Origin of the sequence: Shewanella sp. FDAARGOS_354 (genome assembly GCF_002209245.2) — a bacterium.
In the GTDB taxonomy this organism is placed as follows: Bacteria; Pseudomonadota; Gammaproteobacteria; order Enterobacterales; family Shewanellaceae; genus Shewanella; species Shewanella xiamenensis.
Map to the genome: position 1 here is coordinate 3,915,216 of NZ_CP022089.2, position 26,496 is coordinate 3,941,711.

Annotated in this window: 30 protein-coding genes and 1 other RNA gene; 13 read left to right on the plus strand and 18 right to left on the minus strand. The window is 48.8% G+C overall.

Translation table 11 applies throughout. The annotated features are described in order from the left end of the window. Positions 1 to 17 precede the first annotated feature (17 nt). Positions 18 to 1,421 carry an AAA family ATPase gene (locus CEQ32_RS17580; protein ID WP_055647089.1) on the plus strand — a complete coding sequence of 468 codons (1,404 nt, stop codon included), beginning with the start codon at positions 18 to 20 and terminating at the stop codon, positions 1,419 to 1,421. Between the two features lie 48 nt (positions 1,422 to 1,469). Next, positions 1,470 to 2,309 (plus strand): Dam family site-specific DNA-(adenine-N6)-methyltransferase, encoded by an 840-nt coding sequence (locus tag CEQ32_RS17585; RefSeq protein WP_037425151.1) that lies wholly within the window; start codon positions 1,470 to 1,472, stop codon positions 2,307 to 2,309. Between the two features lie 54 nt (positions 2,310 to 2,363). On the opposite strand, the gene CEQ32_RS17590 is transcribed toward CEQ32_RS17585, so the two are convergent. Together CEQ32_RS17590 and CEQ32_RS17595 are read right to left on the minus strand one after the other, a co-directional pair. Then, complete coding sequence (locus CEQ32_RS17590) at positions 2,364 to 2,549, minus strand: DUF2970 domain-containing protein (RefSeq protein WP_037424187.1); 186 nt, start codon at positions 2,547 to 2,549, stop codon at positions 2,364 to 2,366. Then, the gene (locus tag CEQ32_RS17595; RefSeq protein WP_037424190.1) at positions 2,549 to 2,914 is read right to left on the minus strand and encodes a hypothetical protein; all 366 of its coding nucleotides are present in this window, start codon (positions 2,912 to 2,914) and stop codon (positions 2,549 to 2,551) included. The genes CEQ32_RS17590 and CEQ32_RS17595 overlap by 1 nt, the downstream gene beginning before the upstream one ends. A gap of 262 nt (positions 2,915 to 3,176) precedes the next feature. On the opposite strand from CEQ32_RS17595, the gene rpe reads away from it, so the two are divergent. From rpe to trpS, 3 genes are read left to right on the plus strand one after another with little or no spacing between them, the layout of a single operon-like run. Continuing rightward, positions 3,177 to 3,854, plus strand: coding sequence for a ribulose-phosphate 3-epimerase (gene rpe / locus CEQ32_RS17600; protein WP_037424193.1), 678 nt, complete (start codon positions 3,177 to 3,179; stop codon positions 3,852 to 3,854). Then, positions 3,854 to 4,537 carry a phosphoglycolate phosphatase gene (locus CEQ32_RS17605; RefSeq protein ID WP_055647111.1) on the plus strand — a complete coding sequence of 228 codons (684 nt, stop codon included), beginning with the start codon at positions 3,854 to 3,856 and terminating at the stop codon, positions 4,535 to 4,537. Before rpe ends, CEQ32_RS17605 begins: the two co-directional genes overlap by 1 nt. A 36-nt stretch (positions 4,538 to 4,573) precedes the next feature. Then, positions 4,574 to 5,572, plus strand: coding sequence for a tryptophan--tRNA ligase (trpS, locus tag CEQ32_RS17610; RefSeq protein ID WP_011718615.1), 999 nt, complete (start codon positions 4,574 to 4,576; stop codon positions 5,570 to 5,572). 98 nt (positions 5,573 to 5,670) lie between these two features. Here the strand turns inward: trpS and CEQ32_RS17615 are convergent, their stop codons facing one another. After that, a complete protein-coding gene (locus tag CEQ32_RS17615; protein WP_055647092.1) occupies positions 5,671 to 6,543 on the minus strand; it encodes a LysR substrate-binding domain-containing protein in 873 nt (290 codons plus the stop codon). Between the two features lie 119 nt (positions 6,544 to 6,662). Here CEQ32_RS17615 and CEQ32_RS17620 point away from each other — a divergent pair, with 119 nt between their 5' ends. Continuing rightward, positions 6,663 to 7,586 carry a DMT family transporter gene (locus CEQ32_RS17620; protein WP_037424200.1) on the plus strand — a complete coding sequence of 308 codons (924 nt, stop codon included), beginning with the start codon at positions 6,663 to 6,665 and terminating at the stop codon, positions 7,584 to 7,586. A gap of 18 nt (positions 7,587 to 7,604) precedes the next feature. Here CEQ32_RS17620 and dolP read toward each other — a convergent pair whose 3' ends face one another. The 4 genes from dolP to CEQ32_RS17640 all read right to left on the minus strand — a co-directional run bounded on the left by dolP (position 7,605) and on the right by CEQ32_RS17640 (position 11,071). After that, positions 7,605 to 8,171 carry a division/outer membrane stress-associated lipid-binding lipoprotein gene (dolP, locus tag CEQ32_RS17625; protein WP_037424203.1) on the minus strand — a complete coding sequence of 189 codons (567 nt, stop codon included), beginning with the start codon at positions 8,169 to 8,171 and terminating at the stop codon, positions 7,605 to 7,607. Continuing rightward, positions 8,168 to 8,761, minus strand: a complete 594-nt coding sequence (locus CEQ32_RS17630; RefSeq protein WP_011070670.1) for a phosphoheptose isomerase — start codon at positions 8,759 to 8,761, stop codon at positions 8,168 to 8,170. The genes dolP and CEQ32_RS17630 overlap by 4 nt, the downstream gene beginning before the upstream one ends. 106 nt (positions 8,762 to 8,867) lie before the next feature. Beyond that, positions 8,868 to 9,194 carry a YraN family protein gene (locus tag CEQ32_RS17635; RefSeq protein WP_047536234.1) on the minus strand — a complete coding sequence of 109 codons (327 nt, stop codon included), beginning with the start codon at positions 9,192 to 9,194 and terminating at the stop codon, positions 8,868 to 8,870. Further along, a complete protein-coding gene (locus CEQ32_RS17640; protein ID WP_055647093.1) occupies positions 9,191 to 11,071 on the minus strand; it encodes a penicillin-binding protein activator in 1,881 nt (626 codons plus the stop codon). The genes CEQ32_RS17635 and CEQ32_RS17640 overlap by 4 nt, the downstream gene beginning before the upstream one ends. 88 nt (positions 11,072 to 11,159) lie before the next feature. Here CEQ32_RS17640 and rsmI point away from each other — a divergent pair, with 88 nt between their 5' ends. Both rsmI and rnpB read left to right on the plus strand, forming a co-directional pair. Continuing rightward, positions 11,160 to 12,005 carry a 16S rRNA (cytidine(1402)-2'-O)-methyltransferase gene (rsmI, locus tag CEQ32_RS17645; protein WP_037425136.1) on the plus strand — a complete coding sequence of 282 codons (846 nt, stop codon included), beginning with the start codon at positions 11,160 to 11,162 and terminating at the stop codon, positions 12,003 to 12,005. Between the two features lie 75 nt (positions 12,006 to 12,080). Then, positions 12,081 to 12,434, plus strand: an RNA gene (gene rnpB / locus CEQ32_RS17650) — RNase P RNA component class A. 380 nt (positions 12,435 to 12,814) lie between these two features. On the opposite strand, the gene tnpC is transcribed toward rnpB, so the two are convergent. The 3 genes from tnpC to tnpA all read right to left on the minus strand — a co-directional run bounded on the left by tnpC (position 12,815) and on the right by tnpA (position 15,110). Next, entirely contained in the window at positions 12,815 to 14,374 is a 1,560-nt protein-coding gene (tnpC, locus tag CEQ32_RS17655; RefSeq protein ID WP_088585667.1) for an IS66 family transposase, read from the minus strand. A gap of 92 nt (positions 14,375 to 14,466) precedes the next feature. Then, a complete protein-coding gene (gene tnpB / locus CEQ32_RS17660; protein ID WP_057786146.1) occupies positions 14,467 to 14,823 on the minus strand; it encodes an IS66 family insertion sequence element accessory protein TnpB in 357 nt (118 codons plus the stop codon). A gap of 2 nt (positions 14,824 to 14,825) precedes the next feature. Continuing rightward, positions 14,826 to 15,110: an IS66 family insertion sequence element accessory protein TnpA gene (tnpA, locus tag CEQ32_RS17665; protein ID WP_088585668.1), complete on the minus strand. Its 285-nt coding sequence runs from the start codon at positions 15,108 to 15,110 to the stop codon at positions 14,826 to 14,828. Between the two features lie 96 nt (positions 15,111 to 15,206). Between tnpA and CEQ32_RS17670 the strand changes: the two genes are divergently transcribed. Continuing rightward, on the plus strand, positions 15,207 to 15,719 hold the full coding sequence (locus tag CEQ32_RS17670; RefSeq protein ID WP_037423051.1) for a DUF1993 family protein: 513 nt from the start codon (positions 15,207 to 15,209) through the stop codon (positions 15,717 to 15,719). A 37-nt stretch (positions 15,720 to 15,756) separates the two neighbouring features. Here the strand turns inward: CEQ32_RS17670 and CEQ32_RS17675 are convergent, their stop codons facing one another. Genes CEQ32_RS17675 through CEQ32_RS17700 form a run of 6 tightly spaced genes read right to left on the minus strand, consistent with a single transcriptional unit; the run spans position 15,757 to position 19,669 of the window. Next, complete coding sequence (locus CEQ32_RS17675; protein WP_088586513.1) at positions 15,757 to 17,073, minus strand: sensor histidine kinase; 1,317 nt, start codon at positions 17,071 to 17,073, stop codon at positions 15,757 to 15,759. A 2-nt stretch (positions 17,074 to 17,075) separates the two neighbouring features. Then, positions 17,076 to 17,738, minus strand: coding sequence for a response regulator transcription factor (locus tag CEQ32_RS17680; protein WP_037423056.1), 663 nt, complete (start codon positions 17,736 to 17,738; stop codon positions 17,076 to 17,078). Further along, positions 17,738 to 18,004, minus strand: coding sequence for a PepSY domain-containing protein (locus CEQ32_RS17685; protein ID WP_037423059.1), 267 nt, complete (start codon positions 18,002 to 18,004; stop codon positions 17,738 to 17,740). Before CEQ32_RS17685 ends, CEQ32_RS17680 begins: the two co-directional genes overlap by 1 nt. Beyond that, entirely contained in the window at positions 17,997 to 18,560 is a 564-nt protein-coding gene (locus tag CEQ32_RS17690) for a diheme cytochrome c (protein WP_088586514.1), read from the minus strand. The genes CEQ32_RS17685 and CEQ32_RS17690 overlap by 8 nt, the downstream gene beginning before the upstream one ends. A gap of 47 nt (positions 18,561 to 18,607) precedes the next feature. After that, the gene (locus CEQ32_RS17695) at positions 18,608 to 19,039 is read right to left on the minus strand and encodes a DUF1924 domain-containing protein (protein WP_047538656.1); all 432 of its coding nucleotides are present in this window, start codon (positions 19,037 to 19,039) and stop codon (positions 18,608 to 18,610) included. 33 nt (positions 19,040 to 19,072) lie between these two features. After that, on the minus strand, positions 19,073 to 19,669 hold the full coding sequence (locus tag CEQ32_RS17700) for a cytochrome b/b6 domain-containing protein (RefSeq protein WP_037425122.1): 597 nt from the start codon (positions 19,667 to 19,669) through the stop codon (positions 19,073 to 19,075). Positions 19,670 to 19,875: 206 nt separating this feature from the next. Here CEQ32_RS17700 and CEQ32_RS17705 point away from each other — a divergent pair, with 206 nt between their 5' ends. Together CEQ32_RS17705 and CEQ32_RS17710 are read left to right on the plus strand one after the other, a co-directional pair. Then, positions 19,876 to 20,298 carry a DUF2809 domain-containing protein gene (locus CEQ32_RS17705; protein WP_088586515.1) on the plus strand — a complete coding sequence of 141 codons (423 nt, stop codon included), beginning with the start codon at positions 19,876 to 19,878 and terminating at the stop codon, positions 20,296 to 20,298. A gap of 28 nt (positions 20,299 to 20,326) precedes the next feature. Then, positions 20,327 to 20,815, plus strand: a complete 489-nt coding sequence (locus CEQ32_RS17710) for a hypothetical protein (RefSeq protein WP_088586516.1) — start codon at positions 20,327 to 20,329, stop codon at positions 20,813 to 20,815. Here the strand turns inward: CEQ32_RS17710 and CEQ32_RS17715 are convergent. Further along, on the minus strand, positions 20,812 to 21,729 hold the full coding sequence (locus tag CEQ32_RS17715; protein WP_088586517.1) for a LysR family transcriptional regulator: 918 nt from the start codon (positions 21,727 to 21,729) through the stop codon (positions 20,812 to 20,814). The genes CEQ32_RS17710 and CEQ32_RS17715 overlap by 4 nt on opposite strands. A gap of 116 nt (positions 21,730 to 21,845) precedes the next feature. Here CEQ32_RS17715 and CEQ32_RS17720 point away from each other — a divergent pair, with 116 nt between their 5' ends. After that, entirely contained in the window at positions 21,846 to 22,607 is a 762-nt protein-coding gene (locus tag CEQ32_RS17720) for an SDR family NAD(P)-dependent oxidoreductase (protein ID WP_088586518.1), read from the plus strand. A gap of 69 nt (positions 22,608 to 22,676) precedes the next feature. Here CEQ32_RS17720 and CEQ32_RS17725 read toward each other — a convergent pair whose 3' ends face one another. Beyond that, on the minus strand, positions 22,677 to 24,197 hold the full coding sequence (locus CEQ32_RS17725; protein WP_037423082.1) for an aldehyde dehydrogenase family protein: 1,521 nt from the start codon (positions 24,195 to 24,197) through the stop codon (positions 22,677 to 22,679). Positions 24,198 to 24,565: 368 nt separating this feature from the next. On the opposite strand from CEQ32_RS17725, the gene CEQ32_RS17730 reads away from it, so the two are divergent. Further along, complete coding sequence (locus tag CEQ32_RS17730) at positions 24,566 to 26,425, plus strand: sigma-54-dependent Fis family transcriptional regulator (protein ID WP_088587008.1); 1,860 nt, start codon at positions 24,566 to 24,568, stop codon at positions 26,423 to 26,425. Positions 26,426 to 26,496 lie beyond the last annotated feature (71 nt).

The following is a 26,496-nucleotide window of genomic DNA, read 5'->3' on the forward strand; positions in this document are numbered from 1 at the left end:
CCTTGTGTGGTGGATGAGTGACATTTCAGGGGCAAGTCTTGCTTCCCTCACAGGAAGCCCTCATACAAAGATTGCATCATGTTGCCAGTTATAGCGACCAATTGCTGGTGCTTGTTGGCGGCCAAGGTTCGGGCAAGACAACGCTGCTCACTGCATTAGCTACCGATTTTGATGATTCAAATGCGGCGCTGGTTATCTGCCCTATGCATGCCGATAACGCTGAGATTCGTCGCAAGATTTTAGTGCAGTTGATGTCATCCCCCATTTTTGATGATGAGATCCCCCTCGCCGAAACCATTCTGCGTGTAGCTCAAAATCAAAGTAAACCGTTACATATCATTATCGATGATGCTCATTTGCTCTCAAAAGAGCTATGGGCAGAATGCATCATACTCAATCAAATTCAGTGTGCGGGACAGCGGATAGCTGTGACCTTAACGGTTCCTCCAGCATTTTTAGCCGATTTATTGCCACAATTACCCGATTCTCTCCGGCGGCAGATCCTGCCTATTAGTATTGAACCGCTAAGTTTGCCTGAGCGGGAAGCACTGTATCAAACCTTGCTGCGATACAGTGACCAAAATCCATTTACTCCAAGAGACATTGTTCGCGCACAACTTGAAAAACAAACGGGTACTCCTCAGGAAGTCGTTACCTTGCTGGAACTGGCGCTACATGGCCAGAGTGAGAAGAAGTCAGCCTGGGTACAATATAAGCTAGCGTTGATTGGACTTTGCAGTTTGTTGATTACCATTTTGATTTGGTTTGGATTGGCTCAACCCTTTTCCGATGAGCCCGTGCTTGACGTGGTCACTTATCCCGCATTGGATTCCGACGAGTTTTTAGCCCATGGTCAACGGATATTAACGCCCTATTTTAAACAACGTGAGGAGTCGTTAGCACAGTCTTTATTATTGCAAGCGGCGCAGCAAGCTGATCCTTTGGCGGGATTTCATGGTGAGACTCCAGCCGAGAATGAGTCCGCCATAACACAACCGATTGATGAAGCCACAAGTAAGGCCGAAAACAATGTTGTGACTGCTAGTAACAATACATCACATGAAGATATCGCTAAGAACGATAACGTTCATCCAGCGAAGAACATCACGGCTGCATCAATAACTAATGTAAAAACTCGGCCAACGTCCGGTTATACCATCCAAATAGCTACAGTCTCCCAGCGTGACACAGTCGAGTCGCTGTTGAAAAAACTGCATTCTGTGCCGGATATTCGAGTCGCTAAATACAAACAATTTTGGGTGGTGCTGGTGGGGCAGTTTAGCGACAGTCAATCGGCGCAACAGGCTGCCGCAGAATTGGTCAAACAATATCGTTTGAGTCAACCCATGATAAAAAAATGGGCTGAGCTCGGTGGTTATCAATTACAAGATGCGCTTCCAAGCGGTGAAATTTCAGAATAAACAGAGTACAATCATGGCCTTTATTTTTGTCGGCATTCATCAAGTTAAATGATCAAAAAACATAGAGCCTTCCTGAAATGGGCTGGCGGAAAATTTAAATTGGTGGATGAGCTCTCGAACTATTTACCCATGGGTGAACGTTTAGTTGAGCCCTTTGTTGGCGCAGGTTCGGTATTTTTAAATACTGACTACCCCAGCTATTTACTCTGCGATATCAATCAAGACCTGATAAATCTCTACAACATAGTCAAAGAAAGGCCCTTGGAGTACATTGCGGCTGCTAAGAAGCTATTTGTTGATGAGATGAATCAGAAGGAAGCCTACTATCGCGTGCGTACAGACTTTAATAAATCTCGCGATCCTTTCCTGCGTTCGGTTTATTTTCTGTACTTGAATCGTCATGGTTTTAATGGCTTGTGCCGTTATAACCGCAAAGGCGGCTTTAATGTACCCTTTGGCTCCTACAAGAAGCCTTATTTCCCCGAAAAGGAAATTTTGGCCTTTTCAAAGAAAGCGCAACGCGCCGAATTTAGGTGCATTGGCTATGAAAAAGCCTTTGAACAAATCCGAATTGGTGATGTGATTTATTGTGATCCACCCTATGCGCCATTATCCTCCACGGCGAGTTTTACTACCTATGTCGGTGCAGGCTTTAGCTTAGATGATCAGGCGTTGCTCGCGCGTTATTCGCGGCATATGGCTCTTGAACAGCGCATTCCTGTTGTGATTAGCAACCATGATATTCCGCTGACGCGCGAACTGTATCGCGGTGCGCATCTCGCTAAGATCCAAGTGCAACGCAACATTAGCCAAAATGGTAGTGGCCGCAATAAAGTTGACGAGTTGATTGCTTTATACGATGAGACTTACGATCCGCAGGATGAGTGATTACTGTGGTCTAGTTGATTACTTTGGTCTAGCAGATTGTTGATCTCGCGCGAGTTAGCTAACGACTTGGCTAACCAGCAAAATAAGGCTTGCAACTAAGGCTATCGCTAACACGATTCCCATCAAAATGTACGGTAATGGTGAATTGGTCTGGAAGTCTTTTTGGCGATTTTTATCTGACTGCACCCCAAAGAAGGCGGCTATCGTACTGTGAAAGACTTGCCAGATCCGGCTTAGCATCAATAGGACTGTTGTGAATTGGCAGGTTTCATGTCATCGATAGGTTTATCTTGATGACCATGGAGCAGTTCAAGCAAGTCGACAAAATGGAACTGGCTAGAGCGATTTTTGCCAGTAAGCCAGGTCTTCCAACTTAAAGTTTGCGCCTGTTCAGCACAACGGTTATTCGGATGGCTGCTAGGTAAGCTATTGTTGTAACGAGTATCACTACTGCAAGCGCAGGCGGAGGTATCGTTACTTGCGGTCAGTTTTTCGACACCAAAGGCTAAGGAGGCGACTACCACTGCGGTAAATGCCAACATCATCGACGACTTAAAGGTCACCGAGCCTAAAATGTGTGAAAACTGTGTTAACCGCCCTTTCATGATACTTCCCTTGAAATCATTAAATGATCCACGCTAGCTGCCCGAGTATAACAAACTCGCTTAGTTTATGAACAATAATTTATCAATCTTCACTAAAATCTTTCTAACGCTTCAGCTTCTCCTTGGACTTACCGTAGGTTGTGAGTACTGGAATTGAGCTTCCATCTGGCCTCAATCGCGATAAATGTGGCATTTGCTATAGAGGCATGGTCTAGCTAAGGGTAAAATAAGGCACTTTTTGTTCAATAGCAGCGAGTGTCCTATGCGCCCATTTTTAATTGCTCCATCGATTTTATCCGCCGATTTCGCCCGTTTAGGGGATGACGTTAAAGCCGTGTTAGATGCAGGGGCTGACGTAGTGCATTTTGATGTGATGGATAACCACTATGTGCCGAACTTAACCATTGGTCCTATGGTGTGTAAAGCGTTACGCGACTATGGCATTACGGCGGAGATCGACGTGCATTTAATGGTTAAGCCTGTTGATCGCATCGTGCCTGATTTTGCTAAGGCTGGCGCTTCTATTATTACTTTCCATCCCGAAGCCTCTGAGCATATCGACCGTACTTTGCAACTGATTAAAGAGTCCGGTTGTAAGGCAGGTTTAGTGTTTAACCCTGCAACACCGCTGCATTATCTTGACCATGTGATGGATAAGTTAGATGTGATCCTGCTGATGTCGGTCAACCCAGGCTTTGGTGGCCAATCCTTTATTCCTTCGACCTTAGATAAATTACGCCAAGTGCGTGAGCGTATCGATGCGAGCGGTTTTGATATTCGCTTAGAGGTCGATGGTGGCGTAAAAGTGGATAACATTGCCGAAATTGCTGCCGCAGGTGCCGATATGTTTGTCGCTGGGTCGGCTATTTTTAGTCAACCAGACTATAAAGCCGTTGTCGATGAAATGCGTGCCGAGTTAGCAAAAGTTGAGGCCAAATGATGCGGAAACAGATTAAGGCGATTGCCTTTGATCTCGACGGCACACTGATTGACAGTGTGCCCGATCTTGCGGTCGCGACACAGGCGGCACTCGCCGAGTTAGGTTTGGCAACGTGTACCGAGGCACAGGTGAGAACTTGGGTGGGTAATGGGGCTGAAATGCTTATGCGCCGTGCCATGAGCCACGCTTTAGGCGTAGACGTTGAGCAAACGGCATTAGATGCGGCTATGCCGATTTTTATGCATCACTATCAAGAAAATCTTGAGAAGCACAGTGCACTTTATGCCGATGTGCACCAAGTGCTACAAACTCTGTTTGACGCTGGATTTAAGCTGGCAGTGGTGACAAACAAACCCTACCGCTTTACTTTGCCGCTGCTTGAGGCCTTTAAGATTAATGATTTCTTTAGCTTAGTGCTTGGCGGCGATTCGCTGGCGAAGATGAAGCCGGATCCATTACCGCTAGAGCATTTATTAGCGCAATGGCAACTCGATAAAAGTGAGTTGTTGATGGTAGGCGATTCTAAAAATGACATTTTAGCGGCGAAAGCAGCAGGTGTTGCATCAATCGGCTTGACCTATGGCTACAACTACGGTGAAGATATTGGGCTCACTGGCCCTGACGCGGTGTGCGAGCAGTTTGCCGAGATCCTTAGCTGGCTAAATGTCGGCCAGGCAGTTTAATCGAATCTTTTTATCTTTATTTGGAGCAATGACGTAATGACCAAACCCATAGTACTCAGCGGTGCACAGCCGTCCGGCGAATTAACCATAGGTAACTACATGGGTGCATTGCGTCAATGGGTTGCCATGCAAGATAGCCACGACTGCCTTTATTGCGTGGTGGACTTGCATGCCATTACCGTGCGCCAAGACCCTCAAGCATTGCGTGAAGCCTGCTTAGATACACTTGCACTGTATTTAGCCTGCGGCGTCGACCCTAAAAAGAGCACGGTATTTATCCAATCTCAAGTGCCGCAGCACACTCAGCTGGGTTGGGCGTTAAATTGCTATACCCAAATGGGTGAGCTGAGCCGTATGACGCAGTTTAAGGATAAGTCACAAAAGCACGCCAACAATATTAACGTCGGTCTGTTTGGTTATCCTGTACTGATGGCGGCGGATATTCTGCTGTATCAAGCGAATGAAATTCCAGTTGGTCAAGATCAGAAGCAACATCTTGAGTTAACACGTGATATCGCCACTCGCTTTAACAACGCTTACGGCGAGACATTTACCATTCCTGAGCCTTTTATTCCTGAGCATGGCGCTAAGGTGATGTCGCTTCAGGATCCGCTGAAGAAGATGTCTAAGTCGGACGACAACCGTAACAACGTAATTGGTTTGCTTGAAGATCCTAAAGCGGTCATGAAAAAGCTGAAAAAAGCCATGACCGACAGTGATGAGCCGCCAGTCGTGCGTTTCGATATGGAAAACAAGCCTGGTGTATCTAACCTGTTGAGCTTAATGTCGGGTATCACAGGCCAGAGCATTGCCAGCCTCGAAGCCGAGTTTGAAGGCAAGATGTATGGCCACTTAAAAGGTGCCGCGGGTGAAGCGGTCGTGGGCATGTTAGAGCCGCTGCAAGAGCGTTACCGTGCGCTGCGTGCCGACCGTGCTTACCTCGACCAAGTGATGAGAGCGGGCGCCGAAAATGCCCAGGCTCGCGCCGAAGTGACGCTGAAAAAGGTGTACGAGAAGATTGGTTTGTTAGTGTAATTTGACCTAAAAAGCGCATTACATAACACTCGATTAAGCCGACCCATTCTTAGGTCGGCTTTTTTATGTCTGTTATTCATTGGGCTGTAGCTAAGCGTTTAGGCCTGCGATTTTAACCAAGAAGAAAATGCTGCAATGGCGGGTTCATTTAGGCGTCGCTGTTTGCATAAAAAACAAAATTCAAAACCCGTATGAACATCGGGTAGATTTACCGCTACCAGTCGTCCAGTACTGATATCACCGGCCACCATAAAATCAGGGGCGAGGGCGATACCTTGTCCGGCAATCGCCGCCTCAATTGCCATCACTATGTGGCTAAAAATATGCTGTTGTTCGTTATTCAGGGGGATTTTATGGGCCGATGACCACTTATGCCAATCGAGTCCAAGTGGGCCTTCATCCACAATCAGTAATGCTTGTTGCTGAAAATTGCCCAAGTTAATCTCGCGCCATTTAGGATAAAGGCTAGGGCTACATACGGGGATCAGGCGTTCCTTGTGCAGTAATTGTTGCCAATAACCCCGTTGATTGAGTTTGCCTGCTATAAAGATATCGGCCGTGCTGGTGCTGAGATCGGGGTCTTGAGTGATCATCTCGAGGCGAATTTTAACGCTGGGATATTGGCGCCGAAAATCCGCTAACCTTGGGATCAACCATTTCACCGCAAATGAGCTGTATACCGCCAAACAGAGTTGTTGATTTGGGGTGTCGCGGATTTTGAGATTAAGATCGCTTAACTCATTAAAAATTCTTTCTAACTCAATAAATAAGCTCTGGCCTTTGGGCGTGAGCTGTAGTTTACGTCCCTGACGATCAAAAAGTTGTTCACCAAAGTACTCCTCCAATACACGCACTTGGTGTGAAACCGCGCTTTGGGTAATGCAAAGCTCGGCGGCAGCCTTGGAAAAATGCTGTTGCCTCGCGGCGGTTTCAAACACTTGTAGTGCGCGTAAGGGGGGAAGCTTTCTCATGATTTTCAACGTCTAAACGATTTAGTATGAATTTAATTCATCCAGCATGAGAAAGCATCATTTCAGCTTAAGTTTTGCGGGGATTATCATGCCAGCATTGAGATTTACGGATAGTTAAAATGCAGCGCCCTGTTGTTATCGGTTTGATTTTATTGATAGTGGGTAATCTATTTAGTGCTTTTTACGATGTATCGATCAAATGGTTGCCAGAAGATGCTAATGCAGCCACTTTTCTACTCGTGAGACAAATCACTTCAGTACTCATGTTAACCCCGATTTGGTTGTACTCGCAGAGACCGCAGACGGAATATATTTCGGTTCACCTTTGGCGTGCCAACATAGGCTCGGTTGGCGCGCTTTTTTTAATTATTGGTTTGATGGCATTGCCTTTAGCTACAGTCAGTTCCCTGTTTTATTCTGCCCCCCTGATGATTATTTTGATGGGATACTGGTTTTTAAAGGAGCGGATTACCACTGGGCAGGTTATATGCACAGCGTTAGGCTTTGTGGGGATCTTAATTATCCTCAGGCCGAGCGAGATGAACTGGTTTGGATTAGCGGTGTTATTTTCAGCATTTACTTTTGCTATCAATCAGTTGATGCTTAAAAAAGTGCCTAATACTGAGCATCCGGTATTAACCTTAATGCTCTATAACTTGCTGGGGATTCCTGCGACTTTAGTTATTGCAGCCTTTCAGGGATTGGAGGGGCTGAGCTGGGAATTGCTCGCGGTTGCACTACTTAGTAATGCCTTTTTACTGATTTATCATTGGTTTTGTGTACTGGCTTACCGTAAAGCACAGGCGAGTGATATTGCGATTGCCGAATATACTGGTTTGTTATTTATCGTTTTCTTAGGCTGGCTGTTGTTTGATGAATGGCTGGATAGCTTAAGTTGGCTGGGTGCCGCTTTGATTGTGCTGCCTTCGCTGTTTTTACCTTGGATAGGAGCGTTGGTGGAGAAGTCACCCAAGATGATGGATAACATACAGGTGAAGTCTTTAGGAATTGACACCGTGGTAAAAGGCGAGCCTAAACTTTAAGTGTTTAGGCTCAATCGGTTATTCGATATATTCGAAAACCTTAACGACTTTGCGTACACCAGCAGTATGACGGGCAATGTCAACAGCAAGCTCTGCCTGTGAGCGGTGGATCAGCCCTAGCAGGAAGACTTCACCATTTTCAGTGATCACTTTAATTCGGGTCACATCCAATTCTTTCTCGTTGAGCATACGTCCCTTCACTTTGGTTGTTACCCAAGTGTCGTTACTGCGAGTCGTGAAAGACGTTGGATTACCGATGCGGATCTGGTTGTGGATTTTACCGCCCAGCTTAAGGTCTTGTACGACCTTAACCGCTTTATCCCTCAACATCGAGTTGGGGGCTTGGCCTATCATCAGCACATTACCGTTTACCGATACACCCGTGATATTGGTTTGTTTCTTAAGATCTTCATGCTCTAGTAGCGCACTGGTGATCTTAAAATCAGTATTAGTATCATCGAGCTGCGTTTTTACCGAACGCTCATCGTTAGCCATCATGGCGCCGCTGACTGCGCCCACCATAACGGCACCGGCGCAACCTTGCAGTAGCATGCAAACCATTAACAGTGGGGCAGCATATCTCATTGCTGTTCGTCCTGTGGGAAGAGTGTGCGGTCGATATTGTCACACAGGCAATGGATCACCAGTAAGTGCACTTCTTGAATACGTGCCGTCACGTTCGAAGGAACGCGAATTTCGACGTCACCCACGCTGAGTAATCCCGCCATCGCGCCGCCGTCTTTACCGGTTAAGGCTACGATAGTCATATCGCGACTCAGTGCCGCTTCCATCGCTTTAATCACGTTACCAGAGTTACCGCTGGTGGAAATGGCTAACAAGATGTCGCCTGGTTGGCCTAAAGCTAAGATTTGCTTTGAGAAAATCTCATCGTAGCTGTAATCGTTAGCAATTGCCGTGATAGTCGATGTGTCCGTCGACAGGGCAATGGCTGGCAGTGGTGGACGTTCAATCTCATAGCGGTTTAATAGCTCGGCCGAGAAGTGCTGAGCATCACCGGCACTACCACCGTTACCGCAGGCAAGAATTTTATTGCCACCCAAAAGACATTGCACCATCATCTCCGCCGCTTTGGCGATGGATTCTGGCAGTGCTTCGGCTGCATCGATTTTAGTCTGGATAGATTCAGTAAAGCTGTCTTTAATGCGTTCTAACATGGATACATCCTTTCAGGATAAAGTGTGGCTATGATGCCATATTTCCACGGTGGAGTTGAGGCATAAGCGTTAAAAATTATTCGATTAGCTGAGTCGAGAGCCTCGTTTAAAAGGCATCGACCAGCCATTGGATCTGCGTATCTTCGATGGCGACAACGTCGAATCGGCAGGGTACATCCAATTTATGGCTCTGTAAATAATGACTGGCCGCCATGCGGATCCTGCCGATTTGTGCTTTGCTAAGTGCTTGTATTGCTCCACCAAATTGATTTGCTGAGCGGTATTTTACTTCAACAAATACCCAGTAGTTTTTGTGGCGCATGATTAAGTCTATTTCACCAAAGGGATAGCGGACATTGCGCTCAACAAAGATTAAACCTTGCTGTTCAAGGTAACCTTGGGCGAGCGACTCTGCCTGCTGTCCGAGTGTCATAGTTGGCGGAAACTGCCTCTTTGATAGCGTCCCCAGCTTAATTGGCGGTTAATTACGCCATCGGGATTGACCGATAACACGCCGCTACGACCATTGAACTGGTAACCGGTAAATGAGCGCATTTGTGCGAGTTTGCTGATTAAATCCATCGCATCATAACCCATCACAAATAAGCGTTTTTGGCCGTTGTTCCAGCCGGGCCATAAGGTATTAACCATCAGGTTTTCTTCGCCATTTTGCATCAACCAAGGTGCGTCACTGAGAGTGAGGTTATTTAAATCCTGCGCAGTTTGGCTCGATTCATTATCGATACGGCTACGGCTCGAGGTGTACAACGGCACGGGCTGAGTAAAGACGCTAAAGGTGACATCGATAAAGGCCTTGAGCAGGGTTAACTCCTGCGGCGTCGAGATCATATAAATCGCATCTATATCTTGGCGCGAGCGGAAATCGGCCTGTACTGAATTGCCCAGTAGTTCTTTGATGCGCGCAATGCGGGCTTGGCTATCGCGAACGCCGAGCGCATCTTGCACAGTCGTTTTCATCTTATCGCCACTGTCGTAGTAATAGACTTCGATGGGCGTATCGCTTTTCTTTTTCCAGGCTTGAATAAAGCTCTCGGCCATACGTTTGCCGATGGCGTCGTTGCTGGCGAGTAGCAGTGGCATAGTTACGCCATCTTGATACATGCGTATTGCAGCATCGGCTGCTTCTTGTGCTGGCGATAATGCAAAGTAAAACTTATTAGCATCAGCGACAAACTTGTCTGTTTGATTTAAAAACAGTTGCGGGATCGGCGCGCTTGCCGCAACAGGCGCTGCTGGCGTGCCAGTGGTGTTGGTTGCCGCAGTACCAGTGTTTAATGCCAATAATTGATCGATTTCATTTGGCAGTAGCGGGCCAATAATAAACTCAGCGCCTGCATTTACCGCTTGCTGATAGGCGGAAACGGCATCGTTAGCGGTATCGTAAAAATTCACCGAGACTTGCTCATTCGGTTTGGCTAAATAACTGGCCAAAATGCCTTGGCGAATCGCATTGGCGGCACTGGCGCGCTGGCCTGTGAGCGGCAAGAGTACAGCGATATTTTTTGGGGTATAAGGTTTGGCGTTTAACGCTTGATCTAAATCCGCGGGCAACTTCGCCGCCGCAGGATGATAAGGGTTTTGTTTTTGCCAGTCGCCTAAATAACGGACCAGTTGGTTGGGATCGACCGCATAATGCTTAGCGATATACGCCAGTTGTAACCAACCTGCAAAAACAGGGCTTTTGGCATCTTTGGTGAATGCGAGCAAGGTTTGCTCGTGCATCGGTTGCAACACTTGCCAGATCTGATTATTGACTTCATTCGCCTCGGCGGGAGGTAAATAGGTGGTCAATAAACTTAATTCGCGCACCTGTTCGATAGGCTGTTTATTCTGTTGGAATAAATGCGCTCTTAATTGATGATAGGCTGCCATTTGCCAGCCGGGTAATACCCAAGTGCTTGGGTAAGTTAGCGTTTTCAGAGCATCAAGCGGCGTCGATGTATGCTCTAGCACCCGCGCAGTCAGGTATTTATGTTCAGCCACTAGCGTCGGGACCTGAGTCAGGCTTGGCAGCATCGACTTGAGCAGCTTTTGCGCCGCCGCATAGTCGTTCGCATTAATATGCGCATGTGCCGCCAGCAGCAGGTAAGTATCACGTTGCTGAGGATCTTTGCTATTAGCGGCCTGTGCTAAATACACATTTGGCGCCAATGGAGCAGAGGCTAATGAGGTGGCCACGGTGGGCGCTGTACTGGTAGAGCTGCTGGGCGCTTGACTGCCGCAACCCGCCAATACTGCGGATAAAATGGCCACGGAAACTAACTTAGTTGTATTCAGGCTTTTTAACACTGGGCTTCACTCTGGTAAGATGCTGCCTCTAGTTTAACCTTCTCTTGCGCTTGACGAAAGTCTTGGCACTGTCATTACAGAGGTATATATGGACCAAAGCGTCGCACTCTACATCGTTCCCACTCCTATTGGTAATTTGGGGGACATGAGCCCACGTGCTATTGACGTGCTCAGCCAGGTTGCATTAATTGCCTGTGAAGACACCCGCCATAGCGGCAAGTTATTGAGTCATTTTGGCATTTCAACTAAAACCATCGCACTGCACGACCATAATGAGCGTGCTCGCGCCCAGTGGATTGTGGATCAGCTAGCCGCAGGGCAGTCGATTGCGCTAATTTCCGATGCGGGCACGCCGCTGATATCAGACCCCGGCTATCACTTGGTCTCCCATGTGCGCCAATCTGGGTTTAAGGTGATCCCCCTGCCTGGCCCCTGTGCGGCGATTACGGCGTTAAGTGCCTCAGGTTTGCCGTCGGATCGTTTTTCCTTTGAAGGCTTTTTACCTTCGAAAGAAAAAGCTCGCGCCGATAAGTTGCTTGAACTTAAGGAAGATCCGCGCACGCTGATTTTTTATGAATCTCCCCACCGTATCGAACATAGCCTAACGACTATGGTTGAAGTGTTAGGCGGCGAGCGGCAAGTGGTGATGGCGCGTGAAGTGACTAAAACCTTCGAGACCTTCCTTAGCGGCCCAGTGGCTGAGGTATTGGCTACCGTCAGCAGCGATCTTAACCAGCAAAAAGGCGAGATAGTGCTGATGGTGCACGGTCACCGCGCGGCCGAGGATGATGAAGCTATCCCAACCGTTGCCATCAACACACTCAAGTTACTCTGTGAAGAATTGCCGCTTAAAAAGGCCGCTGCCATTGCCGCGCAAATTCACGGTCTTAAAAAGAATGCTCTGTATAAGTTCGGTTTAGAGTCTGATTTATAAGCAAATCTAACCGATAGGAGCACACCAGCTGGATTAACAGTGGTACGCGCAGATTGCTTAGGCTATAATCCGCGCCGAGTTGGCCAGACAGTCGCCGCGTTCGCAAGAACGGGGAGGAAAGTCCGGGCTTCAAAGAGCGGGGTGCCAGGTAACGCCTGGGCGGTGTGAACCGACGACAAGTGCAACAGAGAGGAGACCGCCATCATAGCCTCGGCTAAGGTGGTAAGGGTGAAAGGGTGCGGTAAGAGCGCACCGTGCGGCTAGCAATAGTCCGTAGCAAGGTAAACTCCACCCGAAGCAAGACCAAATAGGGTTCCGTATGGCGTGGCTCGCGTTGGAACCGGGTAGGTCGCTTGAGCCTGTGAGCGATTGCAGGCCTAGATGAATGACTGTCCACGACAGGACCCGGCTTATCGGCCAACTCAACCTCTTTAAAGTAAAAGGCCTCGCAGCAATGCGAGGCCTTTTATTTTTCAGGCAATACGATTAATTGATGCATAAAGAAGATTGATAGTTAAGCTTCTGGATAAATGCTAAGAAATTGTTTTTATGTTACTTTCTGTCATAAGAGCCGCTCGTCATTTGAGTAGAATAACTACACATCATTCCTCGTTTCGCGAGCACGAGCTTGCCAGAACGAACAAAATTTAATCTCGAAACGTCAACACGCCCTAGCAAAGCTGAAATTTTAACTCTGTTGAAATCATCCTTTTTGCCCCAATATAGTCTCTAGTGCTGCAATCTGGTGGCGTTTATCACAGGAGTTTAGTAAGCGTAACGCCAACCACACCTTGCGGTGTGGCTGGTGATCAGTAAGGCAGGAGTTGCTGTAGTTTCTCTTGGGTGTTGGCTTTGGGTAGCTCGGTTAATAAGCGGCATAGGTAATCATACGGCTCCAGTCCGTTGATTTTTGAGGTCTCGACCAGGCTGTACAGTGCCGCACTGGCTTGTGCTCCCGTCTTGGTATTAGCGAACAACCACGCCTTGCGACCAATCACGAACGGTTTGATGGCGCGCTCCGCACGATTGTTGTCGATATTCAGACAGCCATCATCCAGATAGCGGACAAGCTTGGGCCACTGATTCAGGCTATACGTAATAGCCGCTCCCAGTAAACTTTCTTTCGTGACACTCTCGCTTGATTTATCCAACCAGCTTTTGAATTGCGCGAGCAACGGCTTGGCTAGCGTTTGCCTGGCTTCATATTTCTTATCAGGCGGCGCAGTTTTTAATTTACTCTCCAGCGCATAGAGTTTCTGGATATGGTTAAGGGCCACATCGGCCTTACCCGTTTTGCCTTTGCCCTGCGCTTTTTGGGCTTCGACGAACTTGCGTCTGGCATGCGCCCAGCAGCCGACTAAGGTTGCGTGGGTTTTCTCATATCCGGCATAACCGTCGACCTGCAGATAACCGTTAAACCCCGCCAGGAAGTCGGTGGGATGTTTACTGCTGCGACTATCCTGATAATCAAACAGCACGAGCTTGGGGCCGGTACTTTTTTCTAAGCCACAGCCATATACCCACATATAACAGGTGCTTTTCTCAACATCCAGCACATTAACCGTGGTTTCATCTGCCCACAGCACGGGCTGTTTCAGAAGCTCAGCTTTCATTAACGCCAGTAACGGTTTCAGTTTCTCTGCACAGCTTATCAGCCAGCGGCTCATCGTTTGACGGCTAAGCTCAATACCGGCCTGATTAAACAACTGCTCCTGACGATAAAGCGGTAAGCCATAGTGCATTTTGCTGCTGATGATTTGGGCAAGCAGACTCGGTGTGGTCATGCTCTTAGGGATAACCGCCGGTGGCACATCGGCAATTTTAATGTCGACCTTGGTGTCCGTGGTTTCACACTGCCGGCAGCTGTATTTCAGCCGCACGTTTCTGAGCACCCGGATTTGTGCCGGTACGAACTCGATTTGCTCACTGACTTCCTCACCCATTTGATGTAGCGCATGGCCACAGCAAGCACAGGTTTTATCGTCAATGTCATGGATAACATCAACGCGCGGCAGCTCAGGGGCAATCCGTGGGCGGCGTGGCTTAGCAGCTTTCTTAGCGCTCTCGGTCGTCTGAGTATCTGGCTCTGTCGCTACTGACTCGTCTTCAATAAGCTGTTCGGCCTCATTTAACACCTCGCCTTCACCTTCATAGGTTTCACTGCTGGGGCTAAATTTCTGGTACTTCTTCAGGTTGTAACGCTCCAGCAACTGCTGCAACTTGTCCGACAGTTGCTGGTTAACCCGCTCTAATTTGGCGATGCGTTTATCTTTTTGCGCCAGTTTGCGCTCAAGCTTTTGCGTCTGCTCAAGCAGCATTTTCTTGAGCAGTGCAACGTCATCAGGTAAGGATTGAGGTGTCTTTTTCATGGCCGCTATTGTAACGGCCAATTTAGCTAAGTGCTTGGTAAAATTTAGATTGTTTTGGATGCGATCATAAGGATTTATAGCCGATCGTCATATCAGCCCACACTCTGGTAATGCAGTGGCTGATGGGCGGTGATTTTTTGGATATCGACACCTTGCAACAGCCAATGCCATTGCTGCTCGCTAATAGACAGTATTTTGCCAGGCATCTGCCGTGGCCAGCGGAACTTGTCTTTTTCAAGCCGTTTGTACCACAGGCAAAACCCGGTGCTATCCCAGTACAGTACTTTTAACCGGGTACGCTGCTGATTACAAAACACAAACAGTGCGCCGCTAAATGGCGAGAGCTGCATCTCTTGCTCGACCAGCAACGATAAGCCATTAATGGATTTACGAAAGTCGACCGGCTGTTTATGCAAATAGACCTTAGGCACATCGAGGAACATTTTCATGGTCAGAGCGCTCTTAGCAAGGCTGCTAACCACTGTGCATCGGTGCCGGCTGGAAACTGCAATTCGATATCGCGCTTGCGTAGCAAAATGGATTGATTCAGCTGCAAACCCTGTGGCGTCAGCTCAACAAAGCCACCGTCATCATCCTGAAACGCCAACAACTGACGCTTGCGATAACTAAAATATGTAGGAATGATGCCCTGACGTTTTGCAAATTCAGTTTGGGTGAGACCACTTTGGGCTTGCTCGGCAAACAAGGCCAGCCATTGTTCTTTGGTACGGTGCATGATGATTACCCTGGCAGTTGATAATGGCAGACAGGGTAAAGTTGATCAGTTAGGATTGGAATGTGTGGTTGGCGTTACGCTTACGGAGTTTATGTCATGCTTTATGATTTAACGGCTGTTCAATTTAGCAAGATGCTGAAAAACTTGAGTCTTATTCTGGAAAAGGGTGAGATTTTTGCCAACTTGAAGAAGGTGGATATGGCGGTATTATTGAATTCCCGCTTAGCACCCGATCAATTTAATCTGATCCGTCAGATCCAGATTGCCTGTGATACCGCCAAGATTGGGGTCGCGCGTCTCACGGGGAATTTAGATACCGTACCTAAGCATGATGATACTGAAACGACTCTGCCAGAGCTGCAAGCGCGTATTGCTTCTGTTATCGAGTACTTAGCCCAATTTACCGAGGCAGATTTTGCCGATGCGGCGACAATTCACGTTTCTCAACCACGTTGGGAAGGTAAGTATTTAACGGGATATGAGTTTGCGATTGAACATGCTATCCCAAACTTATATTTCCATGTGACGACGGCCTATGCGATTCTGCGCCATAACGGTGTGGATGTGGGTAAGAAAGATTATCTCGGCCCTATGCCTTATAAGTCGTAATTCCCATCGCACAGCGAGCATTTGCTTTGCTGTGCGTTTAATGCGGCTGAGGTAATATCACGCTAACTTTTAACCCGCCAAGTGTTGAATGCGTAAAGCTAAGTTCTCCCTGATAACTCTCGACAATATCTTTGCAAATCGACAGGCCTAAACCGTGGCCTTGAACGCTCTCATCGAGCCGAATCCCTCGCTCAGTAATCACCGTTAAATCGCTATCCGATACACCTTCGCCATCGTCGCTGACCTCAATCAGATACGCTCGATTGCTGGTATTTGTCTGTTCAATACAAAGCTGTATCTGTCGACGCGCATGCTTGCAGGCGTTATCGAGCAGATTGCCAAGCAGTTCGAGCAAGTCGTCTCGGTCAAAGGGAATCACCAGTGCTTTATCAAACCGATAATCAATTTGACGCTCTGGATAGATGCGCTGCATCACTTGGATGAGTGGCGGCAGATCGTCATTGAGCACGGTGAAACGCCCCGGAGTGGAGAGCCCGACGATTTTAGTGCGCTTAAGCTCTCGCTCAATAATATGGTGCAGATCTGCGAGCACCTTGCTGCCTTCGCGTCTTTGCTCTGGCGCTAGGCTATCGAGGTAGGATTGTAGCCCTTGCAGAGGACGTTTCATTTCGTGGGCAAGATTACCCAAGGCATTGCGTGAGCGTTGTACCCTTTGGCCGAGTTGATTGATGAGGCGTTCGATTTCCTCAATCAAAGGGCTAATCTCTGTTGGCGTGTGCTGGGTATCGATTTCTTGACCTTGGAGCCGCAGTTGCCTGATAGCATCTGGCATTTGCTCTAGCGGTTTAAAGCCCCGTTTGAGCAACAGATGTTGGGCAAATAGCAGGATCATAATGGTCAGCAGTACCACTACCGTGGCAAAGCCTAAAAAGCGTAATTGGGTTTGCTCGAGCGAGCTAATGTCTTCGGTCACCCAGAGGGTGATGGTTTGCCCATTCTTGACTATGGTTTGGCTGAACATCAGCCAGTGTTCTTGGCCAACGTATTGAGTGGCTTGTTGTTGCTCGCCAATTTTAAGATTGGGGAGTGAAACGGCATGATCAAACAGCGAGCGCGAGCGTAATAGCTGCTCACCGATGTTAATCGCAAAGTAATGACCTGAGTTGACCCTGTGATACACATTGGGGAGCCTGTCTGTACTCAGCGACCAAGTGCCATCGGCTTGCGGTTCGAGGGCGGAGATCAGGCTATCGGCATCGTGTTGCAGGCGCGAGGCAACAAAGTCTTGGGTTAAGATTTGAATGCCTTGAAATAGCAAATACAGCAATAGTGCCATGGCACAGGTGAGGGTGATAAGCAGGTTTCTAGTGAGATAGGCTTTGAGTGAATACACGCTTATGCATCCTTGAGTCGATAACCTTGGCCGCGCCGCGTCTCGATATAATCTTTGCCTAAGCGTTGGCGGAGTCGGTTGACGTACACTTCAATTACATTGCTGTCTTTGATTTGTTCCTCTTCGTAAATACGCTCGCTCAGCTCGGATTTGGACACAATCTTAGTCGGGTTGGCCATTAAATAATGCAACAGGCGATACTCAATCTTAGTCAGCTCGATAACTTCCCCTTCGGCATTGGTCACTGCTTGTTTATCCACATCGAGGGAGACGCCAGCATGTTGCAGCAGGTTGTCGGCGCGGCCAAAGTGTCGGCGGATCAGCGCTTCTAATCTGGCGAGCAGCTCCTCAACATGGAAAGGTTTACCGAGATAATCGTCGGCGCCGGCCTTAAGGCCATCGACGCGTTCGTGCCAAGCATCGCGTGCCGTAAGAATTAACACAGGCATCAGCAAACCCTTTTGGCGCCATTGGCTCAGTACGCTTAAGCCCGGCTTACCGGGCAAGCCTAAATCGAGGATCACCGCTTCGAAGGCTTCTTCCTCACCGAGAAAGGCGCCATCGATGCCGTTATTGGCATGTTCAACGGTATAGCCCGCCTTGTTAAGGGCGGGAATGAGGCGAGCTACTAAGTCGGCATCATCTTCAATCAAGAGTAAGCGCATTAGTCGACCTTTTCCTTAAGCCATTCACCCGTTTTGGCATCGATCTTAATCTCATAGACAATGCCATCGTCGCGCAGGATTTCGAGTTCATAGATGATGCGCCCGTGTTTTTGCTCGACTTCAAGGTCGAGCAAACGTCCCTTTAGCCGTGATTCATAGCGTTGCATGATGGTGTCGAAGGGTAATACTTTACCCTCCTTCACCCATTCGACCACTTTGTTAGAGAGGTCGTCATCATGGGCTAGACAGCTTGGGCTGTTAATCATCCCAGCGGCCAAAGCCAGGAATATTAACGGTATCTTCATCGAATATGCCCTTCTCTGCGAGGTTGTGGCAATTGCTACATTGGCTGAATGAGCCGACTTTGGGGTTATCTTGCACCATGCGCCTTGGGATCTCATCGTGCTTACGGATAAAAAATGCCTGCTCGGTAATTTTTTGTGGCCCCATATCAGCAATTAAAGGTTTGCTATTTTTCATCACCTTACCATTTTGCGCGGCATGTTGAACGAGATATTGCTCAATTCTAGCTGTTGCTTCAGGCGTCAGGCTGGCATCATCACCAAAGTGATTGCTTAGGTTGTTGGTAATTGCCTGCCACTTGTCTGCGGGCAGTAAATTTGCGGGATACGCCATATGGCAACTACCGCATTCTGCCGAATACTCTGCATTTTGTGGGATGGCTTGATTCAGCGCGCGACCATCGTCGGCATAACCCGTGCTGGTAAAGGTTAAGCTGAGCCCTACGACGCCTATCGCCAGGGCGAGGGCAGTAAGTGTGGAGCCAGCAATCCAGCTTAGGGGATGGGCTTGTTTAGTCATGGTATTTCCTTACGTTTTGCTTACTAAAATGGATGTGGATAACGCCTTTATTGCAAACTTAGCCACAGCAGTACGTCGCCTTTTTCTTGAGGCGTGCACTCGCGTTTAAAGGTCCAGTTACAGTTGCGGTTAAACCATTTCTCAATCTTGGCCGCATCGGTTAAACGGTTACTGGTGAGCGACGGCGCCATGGCCTCAATGGGTTTTCGGGTATTTTGATGCATACCTGGGTCTGTCACTTTGGCGGTGTGACAGCTGGCACAGCTGCGATCCTCACTCTGCTGTAGCCACAGTGCTTGTCCTGCATCGGCGCTAAAGGGGCCTGCACCTTGTGCTTGATATTGTTGCAGTTGTAAGCCAATTCGCTCGGCACTGAGTGGCAAGCTGGCGACCTTGGTATTGGCGGCACTGACATTAACACTGCTGAGCAGTAGCGCAGTGATTGCTAGTCCGATGCTGTGTTTATTCACGTAGTTCATTTCTGACTCCTTTGAACGGTCGAGTTGCGGCGGTTATTGATGTTCATCTTGTTGGATCAGCGGGCGCTGCTTTTTACCTGTCAGCATGGCTCTGACGAGGTTTTCCTTATGCAGCAGGCTGCTGACAATCACGCCGCCGATATGGGTCGCTATTAGAAACAGGCTGAAGTTGGCGAAAAACTCATGTACTTCCTTCAGTGTGCCCTCGGGCCAAGTAGCGAAAAAGCTTGTGGCCAGTGGACCTTGGCCATCGGTGGCATAAAGTGCCATGCCGGAGAAGCCAGTGAACCCTATGCTGAGGATTAGGGCGACTATCATCAGTGCGCCTGCGGGATTGTGGCCGATGTAATCCTTAGCCTTGCCCGTGAAGAGTTCCTTCAGGTAAGTCCAAGCGATGTTCGGACGGGTGACAAAGTTGATAAAACGCGCATGGTGAGTGCCAATCACGCCCCACAACAGGCGAAATACCAGCAGGGTTAAGATGCTGTAGCCGGCGTAACTGTGGATGTTCATCCATTCGTCTTCGCCTTCGGTGAGGTAGGCTAAGGTAAAAAAGCCCACCAATGACCAGTGGAAGATACGGATCAAGGGATCCCAGACGTTGATGTTTTGCTGCATATTTGAGGACATGATCTGTTGCTCCTAAGGTGGTGTGCTTGCAGGCTACTAAAGCCAAACTTAAACGGCGCTTAAATTTTGCGGAGTGAGCTTGCCGGTGTTCTGATGAGCTAACGGGGTAAATAAGTGAGAAATCCATCGAACTAAGCTTGTTAAGGTATTGGTATTAAGCTAGATTTTGCCGCTTCATCTTCGAAAGGTAAGGGAGCAACCTGTTTATGCCTATCCATCTTTTTAGCCGTCAGCCCGATCGAAAATCTTTTTTAATTTATGCGGTGCTGTTATTTATCATCGAAGTGTTGATCGCCCGTTTTGTGCCTTCGGGATTTATTCGCGGTTTTGTTGGTGACGTGTTAGTGGTGATCCTATTGTTTTGCATGGCGCGCACGCTAGTGCCTGTGGTGAATGCAAAAGGGGAATCAATCAATCGCTTTTGGCACACGCCATGGTTGGCATTGGCTGTGCTGCTGTTTGCCTTCGCTATCGAATTTGGTCAGTATTGGGGCTTAGTGGACAAGTTGGGTCTTGGCGGTAATCGCTTGGCGCGAATCGTGATTGGTAGCCATTTCGATCCACTCGATTTGCTGGCTTACTTTGTGGGATACCTGATATTGATGGGCCTGTATTGGAAGCGAAATTAGCCATTTCACGGCAAAGGAAGGATACCGCATGCAGCCGATAACAGCCTTCACACTGCGAGCATCTGATACCGAGGCGATCACTCAGCCTTTGTATTTCAATCAGCAAGCTACTGGGGTCAATATTGCGGGAAGGCAGCTTGAGGCCCAGTACCGCTGCACTTTACCCAATGGCACCCAAGGCTATCTACTGCTGACCTCCTACGATTGCCCCTTTGAAGAATCGACCGAGTGCAGCCTGCTCGATGCGTCCTTTAAATTAGTGGCGAGTCGCTCCCTCTCGCAGAGCTATCATTCGTTTTTACTCTATGCCCATTGGCCTGTTGCGGATAATGGCCTGCGGCTACATTACTACGATCAGTTAGTTTGGGATTTGCATATTCTGTCGAGCCGTTTCGGTCGGTTCGGCGGTCCGCGTCTCGAATTTAATCCAGTAACCGAGCCCGAGAGTGATCCCCGCACGGCAAGCTCGATGGCAGAACTGTCGCAGTGGTTAGCGAATATCGAGACTGACCGTTAACGCGATACTAAAAAAGGCGTCAGCAACTCGGTTAACCAAGCCATAAATACCTGAAGGCGTTTAGAAAGATGGCGTCTATGGGGATAGAGCAAGCTCACTGGCATTGAGGGTGCAGGGTAATCTGGCAAGATCTCTATCAGTTCGCCAGTTTGGAGATATTTTGCCACCCCAATATTCGGCGCTTGAATAATCCCTAAACCCGCCAGACAGGCCGCGCTGTAGGCATCGGCATTATTGACTGTGATTAGCTTAGGTAAGGCCAGGGCGCATAGTTCGTGATTATCTTGGCTTAGATACTCAAATCCTGAATCGCTACCGCCTAACTGGCCAACGTAATGGATGAGCTTATGCCCTTGGCTAAGCTCTTCTATATTCGATGGTTTGCCGTATTTTGCGATATAGCTTGGGCTTGCGCAGTTAAGCATCTTAAAGTGGCCAATCTTTTTAGCGATAACACCTTCTTGCTGCACGCTGCCAACGCGGATCACGCAGTCAAAACCCTCGGCAACGATATCGACTTTACGGTCGGTACTGCTTAGCTCCAACTCAATTTGGGGATATTGTTCAATAAAGTCAGGAAGATGGGGAAGCACTAAGTTACGTGCAATCCCTGTGGACATGTCGACTCTTAAGCGACCCGAAACTTGCGCCGCTTGCAACTGGAAAAGGCTTTCTAGTTCTTGATAGTCGGTGAGCAAGTTTTTACAGCGCTCATAACAACTTATGCCATCTTGAGTGAGGCGCACCGTTCGGGTGGTTCGTTGTAGTAAGCGTGCACCTAGCGCGGCTTCGAACTGAGCTACCACATTCGACACATGGGTTTTCGACAGACCTAGGCTGATACTGGCTTGCGTAAAACTCTCTAATTCAGCCACCCGCATAAAAATTTGCATGGCTTGTAGTCTATCTTGCATCGCAATTGTTCTCTAATAGCTAACAGTCTTGCCATTTATAGTGTGTTTATCCCTCTTTGTGCAAGTAATAAGCTGTGTGCGGCGGCATTAACATAGATGAATGAAGAGGATACACAATGAACACAACTCCCATCGCGCTGATCACTGGTGCAAGCCGTGGCTTAGGTAAAAATGCGGCCCTGACCATAGCCGCACAAGGTGTTGATATTATTCTAACTTACCAAAGTAATGCCGCTGCGGCCGCCGAGGTGGTAGCGGAAATTGAATGGCACGGACGCAAGGCTGTCGCGTTACCGTTAGATGTGGGTAATAGCCAGTCCTTTAGTGATTTTTCTCAACGCGTTAAAACCGCACTCGAACAGACTTGGCAGCGGGATAGTTTTAACTATCTAGTTAATAATGCTGGGATTGGTATCCATGTTCCCATGGCTGAAACCAGTGTGGAGCAGTTCGATACCTTGATGAATATTCATGTTAAAGGGCCTTTCTTCTTAACTCAGGTGCTGCTGCCTCTGCTTGCCGATAACGGCAGTATTATCAATGTCTCTACGGGGTTAACGCGCTTTGCTGTTCCGGGATTTGGTGCTTACGCCACCATGAAAGGCGCGGTCGAAACCATGACCAAATACTGGGCGAAGGAGCTTGGTCCACGGGGCATTCGCGTTAATGTGCTGGCTCCCGGTGCAATCGAAACGGACTTTGGCGGCGGTGCGGCGCGGGATAATCCACAGATGAATGAGTTTTTAGCGCAGCAAACGGCGTTGGGGCGGGTGGGGTTACCCGAGGATATTGGCGGTGCAATCAGTGTCTTGTTGTCACCCGCTGCGGCGTGGATAAACGCACAACGTATCGAGGCATCTGGCGGTATGTTCTTATAGTTCTACCCGATAAAAATAAAGAAAGGGCCAATGGCCCTTTCTTGTTATCAAGGCAAGGTTTCTGCTCGGTTAGAAGAACCCGAGCGGATTGATATCGTAACTCACCAAGAGGTTTTTGGTGTTTTGATAGTGATTGAGCATCATCTTGTGGGTTTCACGGCCGATGCCTGACTTCTTATAACCGCCAAAGGCCGCGTGGGCAGGATAGGCGTGGTAGCAGTTAATCCAAACGCGACCCGCTTGAATGCCTCTGCCCATACGTTGGGCACGGTTCATATCCCGAGTCCACACGCCTGCGCCTAGGCCATATTCGGTATCGTTGGCAATTGCTAAGGCTTCGGCTTCATCCTTGAAGGTGGTGACCGAAATAACCGGACCGAAGATTTCCTCTTGGAAAATCCGCATCTTATTATGGCCTTTCATAATCGTTGGGCTGATGTAATAGCCTTTGCTTTGCTCGCCCTCAAGCTGGCAGAGCGAGCCACCTAAGAGCACCTGCGCGCCTTCATCTTTACCAATGGCAAGGTAACTTAAGATTTTATCGAACTGTTCTTGGGAGGCCTGTGCGCCCACTTGGGTGGCGGTATCCAGCGGGTTGCCCTGCTTGATGGTTTGCGCACGGGCGAGCACTTTTTCGATAAAGCGATCGTAAATCGACTCTTGGATTAACACTCTTGATGGGCAAGTACAGACTTCACCTTGGTTGAAGAAGGCCAGCAACATGCCTTCGACGGCCTTATCTAAATACTCGTCTTCGTGGTCCATCACATCGGCGAAATACAGGTTAGGCGATTTACCGCCGAGTTCTACTGTCGATGGGATCAGTGATTCGGCGGCACATTTTAAGATGTGGTAACCCACTTCGGTGGAGCCAGTAAAGGCCAGTTTAGCGATACGTTTGCTGGTGGCGAGGGCTTGGCCCGCTTCGGCGCCAAAACCGTTGACAACGTTAAGGATGCCGGGCGGCAGCAGATCTTCAATCAGTTCGAGTAGCACAAGAATAGATACCGGCGTTTGCTCGGCGGGTTTGAGTACCACGCAGTTGCCTGCGGCGAGTGCGGGGGCGATTTTCCATGCCGCCATCAACAGCGGGAAGTTCCACGGAATGATTTGCCCGACGACACCTAAAGGTTCAGGGAAGTGATAGCTGACGGTGTTGCCATCAATATCGGCGGCGCTGCCTTCCTGTGCTCGAATGCAGCCAGCGAAGTAACGGAAATGGTCTACAAACAGAGGCAAGTCGGCGTTGAGAGTTTCACGCACCGCTTTGCCGTTTTCCCAGGTTTCGGCAACGGCTAAGTATTCGAGATTTTGCTCAACGCGATCGGCGATACGCAGCAGTAAATTCGCACGCTCGGTGACTGAGGTTTTGCCCCAGGCATCCTTAGCGGCATGGGCCGCATCGAGCGCCAGTTCGATATCGCGGTAGTCGGAGCGGGGAATTTTACAGAAGTTTTGACCATTGACGGGGGAGCGATTATCGAAGTATTCGCCGTTGACTGGGGCGACCCATTTGCCACCGATAAAGTTGGCGTATTTTTCTTTAAAGTTAACGATGGCACCAGGAGTTCCGGGTTGAGCATAAATCATAGTGTTATTCCTTCTGTGGCTGCCGAAAACGCTAAATGTGTAGCGTCTCAGCATGGGTCTTGTTGAAATAGGTTTGAGCACTGTTGTTATTTTTATCCTTTGCCAATCGGATTGATTGACAAAGTTGTTGATTAAGTTGGTGTTCTCTTACGCAACACTTGAGTACTGCGTATAAACGGATATCGCAAGGACAGTGCCAAACTGGCAGGAGTTGTACACTTGTTGAGCTAACAGTATGATGAAAAGCTAATTTTGCAGATCCAAATCAATAGGGCATTCAAGGATGGAAAGTTGCCCTGTGGTCATTTTGTCATCCAACGACACACCATGGGTGTGCCGAAATGGAGCAGCGCTCGGGGAGCATGGCTATGACAGTAAAACCGCATTTTCCAACCACACAGGCATGGTTAGCCGATTCATGGCAGCGCAGCTTAGGTGCTGGCTTATCAGAGTTTCATGCTGGTGAGGATCTCAGGCTCACGCGCGCAGAGCTCAAACATAAACATGAGCAATATCAGCAGCTCATCGAATTAGTACAATCCCATGCCTTACCGCTGTTTAATCAACTGATGGCACACTCCAATAGTCGATTATTGCTCTCCGATGCTGACGGTTATGTGCTGAAACATTGGGGCGTGAGTCGTTATTCCAGTAAGTTAGCGGATGTAGCGCTTGATATTGGGGTTAACTGGCTTGAACAGTATAAAGGCACCAATGCCATAGGTACGGCGCTCATGGCCAAACAGGCGGTGTCAGTGGTCGGTGAGCAGCATTTTATCCGCCAAAATCGTTTTATGAGTTGCACTGCTTGCCCTATTTTTTCACCCCAAGGCGAGATGCTCGGAGTGCTCGATATCACCAGTGAGCAACAGCGGCATTCACAGCAGACCTTAATGTTAGTGTCGAGTCTGGCGCAGCAGGTTGAGACTGCGTTGTTGTGCCATCTGCCCGATAGTCACTATCGGATTGATTTAGCCGCTGAACCGAGTTTATTAAGTTCTGGCTGGCAAGGCATAGTGATCGCTGACAGTGATGGGCGAATTGTGGGTTGTAATCCCATGGCAAAACAATTGCTGAGTCAAGCCAAGCTGGGCGATAGCCTCGAGCTGCATTTTGGGGATAGCTGGACGCGTGCGGGGGGCTTTAATCGGGATTTGGCCCTGCACTTACAGACTCAGGCGTTGGGTGTTACGCAGACCAAAAGTGCGAAGACGATTCAAGATAAGCCGCAGAGTCAATTGGGGGTAAGGTTTCGCGATCCGCTATTGGAGCGGGCCTGGCAGCAAGCGAATAAGGTGATTACTAAGCAGATCCCCCTACTGGTGCTTGGCGAAACGGGTGTCGGCAAGGAGCAATTTGTGAAAAAGCTCCACGCCCAGAGTGCCCGCCGCGCGCAGCCCTTGGTGGCGGTGAACTGCGCCGCCTTGCCTGCGGAGTTAGTTGAGTCTGAGTTATTTGGTTATCAGGCGGGGGCTTTTACTGGCGCTAATCGAACTGGTTTTATCGGTAAGATCCGCCAAGCCCACGGTGGCTTTTTGTTCCTCGATGAAATTGGTGAGATGCCGCTGGCGGCGCAGAGCCGGTTACTCCGGGTGTTGCAGGAGCGCGAGGTCGTTCCCGTCGGCAGTAATCAAAGTGTTAAGGTCGATATTCAGATCATCGCCGCGACCCATATGGATTTAGAGTCGCTGGTGTCGCAAGGGCTGTTCCGTCAGGACTTGTTTTATCGCCTGAATGGATTGCAGGTGCGCTTGCCTGCGCTGCGTGAGCGGCAGGATATTGAGCGCATCATCCATAAATTACACCGCCGTCACCGCAGCGGCCCACAAACCTTGTGTGCTGAATTATTAGCGCAGCTAATGCGTTACGATTGGCCCGGCAATCTACGGGAGCTGGATAACCTAATGCAGGTGGCATGTTTAATGGCCGAAGGTGAGGTTGTACTCGAGATAAATCATCTCCCCGATTACCTGGCTCAAAAGCTAATGGATCTGGCGTTTGAGCCGCACACCTTAACTGAATTTGTCGACACGGAAACCACGGCGCATCCGCACGAACTGGCCGAGTCTAGCTCCGCCACCATCGACTCGCTCCATGGAACCATAAATCTGAACGTGTTGCAGGCTTACCGCGCCTGCGAGGGCAATGTGAGCCAATGTGCTAAGCGTTTGGGGATTAGTCGTAATGCCTTGTATCGCAAATTAAAACAGCTAGGGATTAAGAATTAACGGCAGTTGGTTGTTGATAATATAAGCCCCGCTAACAGTGTTAGCGGGGCTTATGTTTTTAGGTCGGTAAA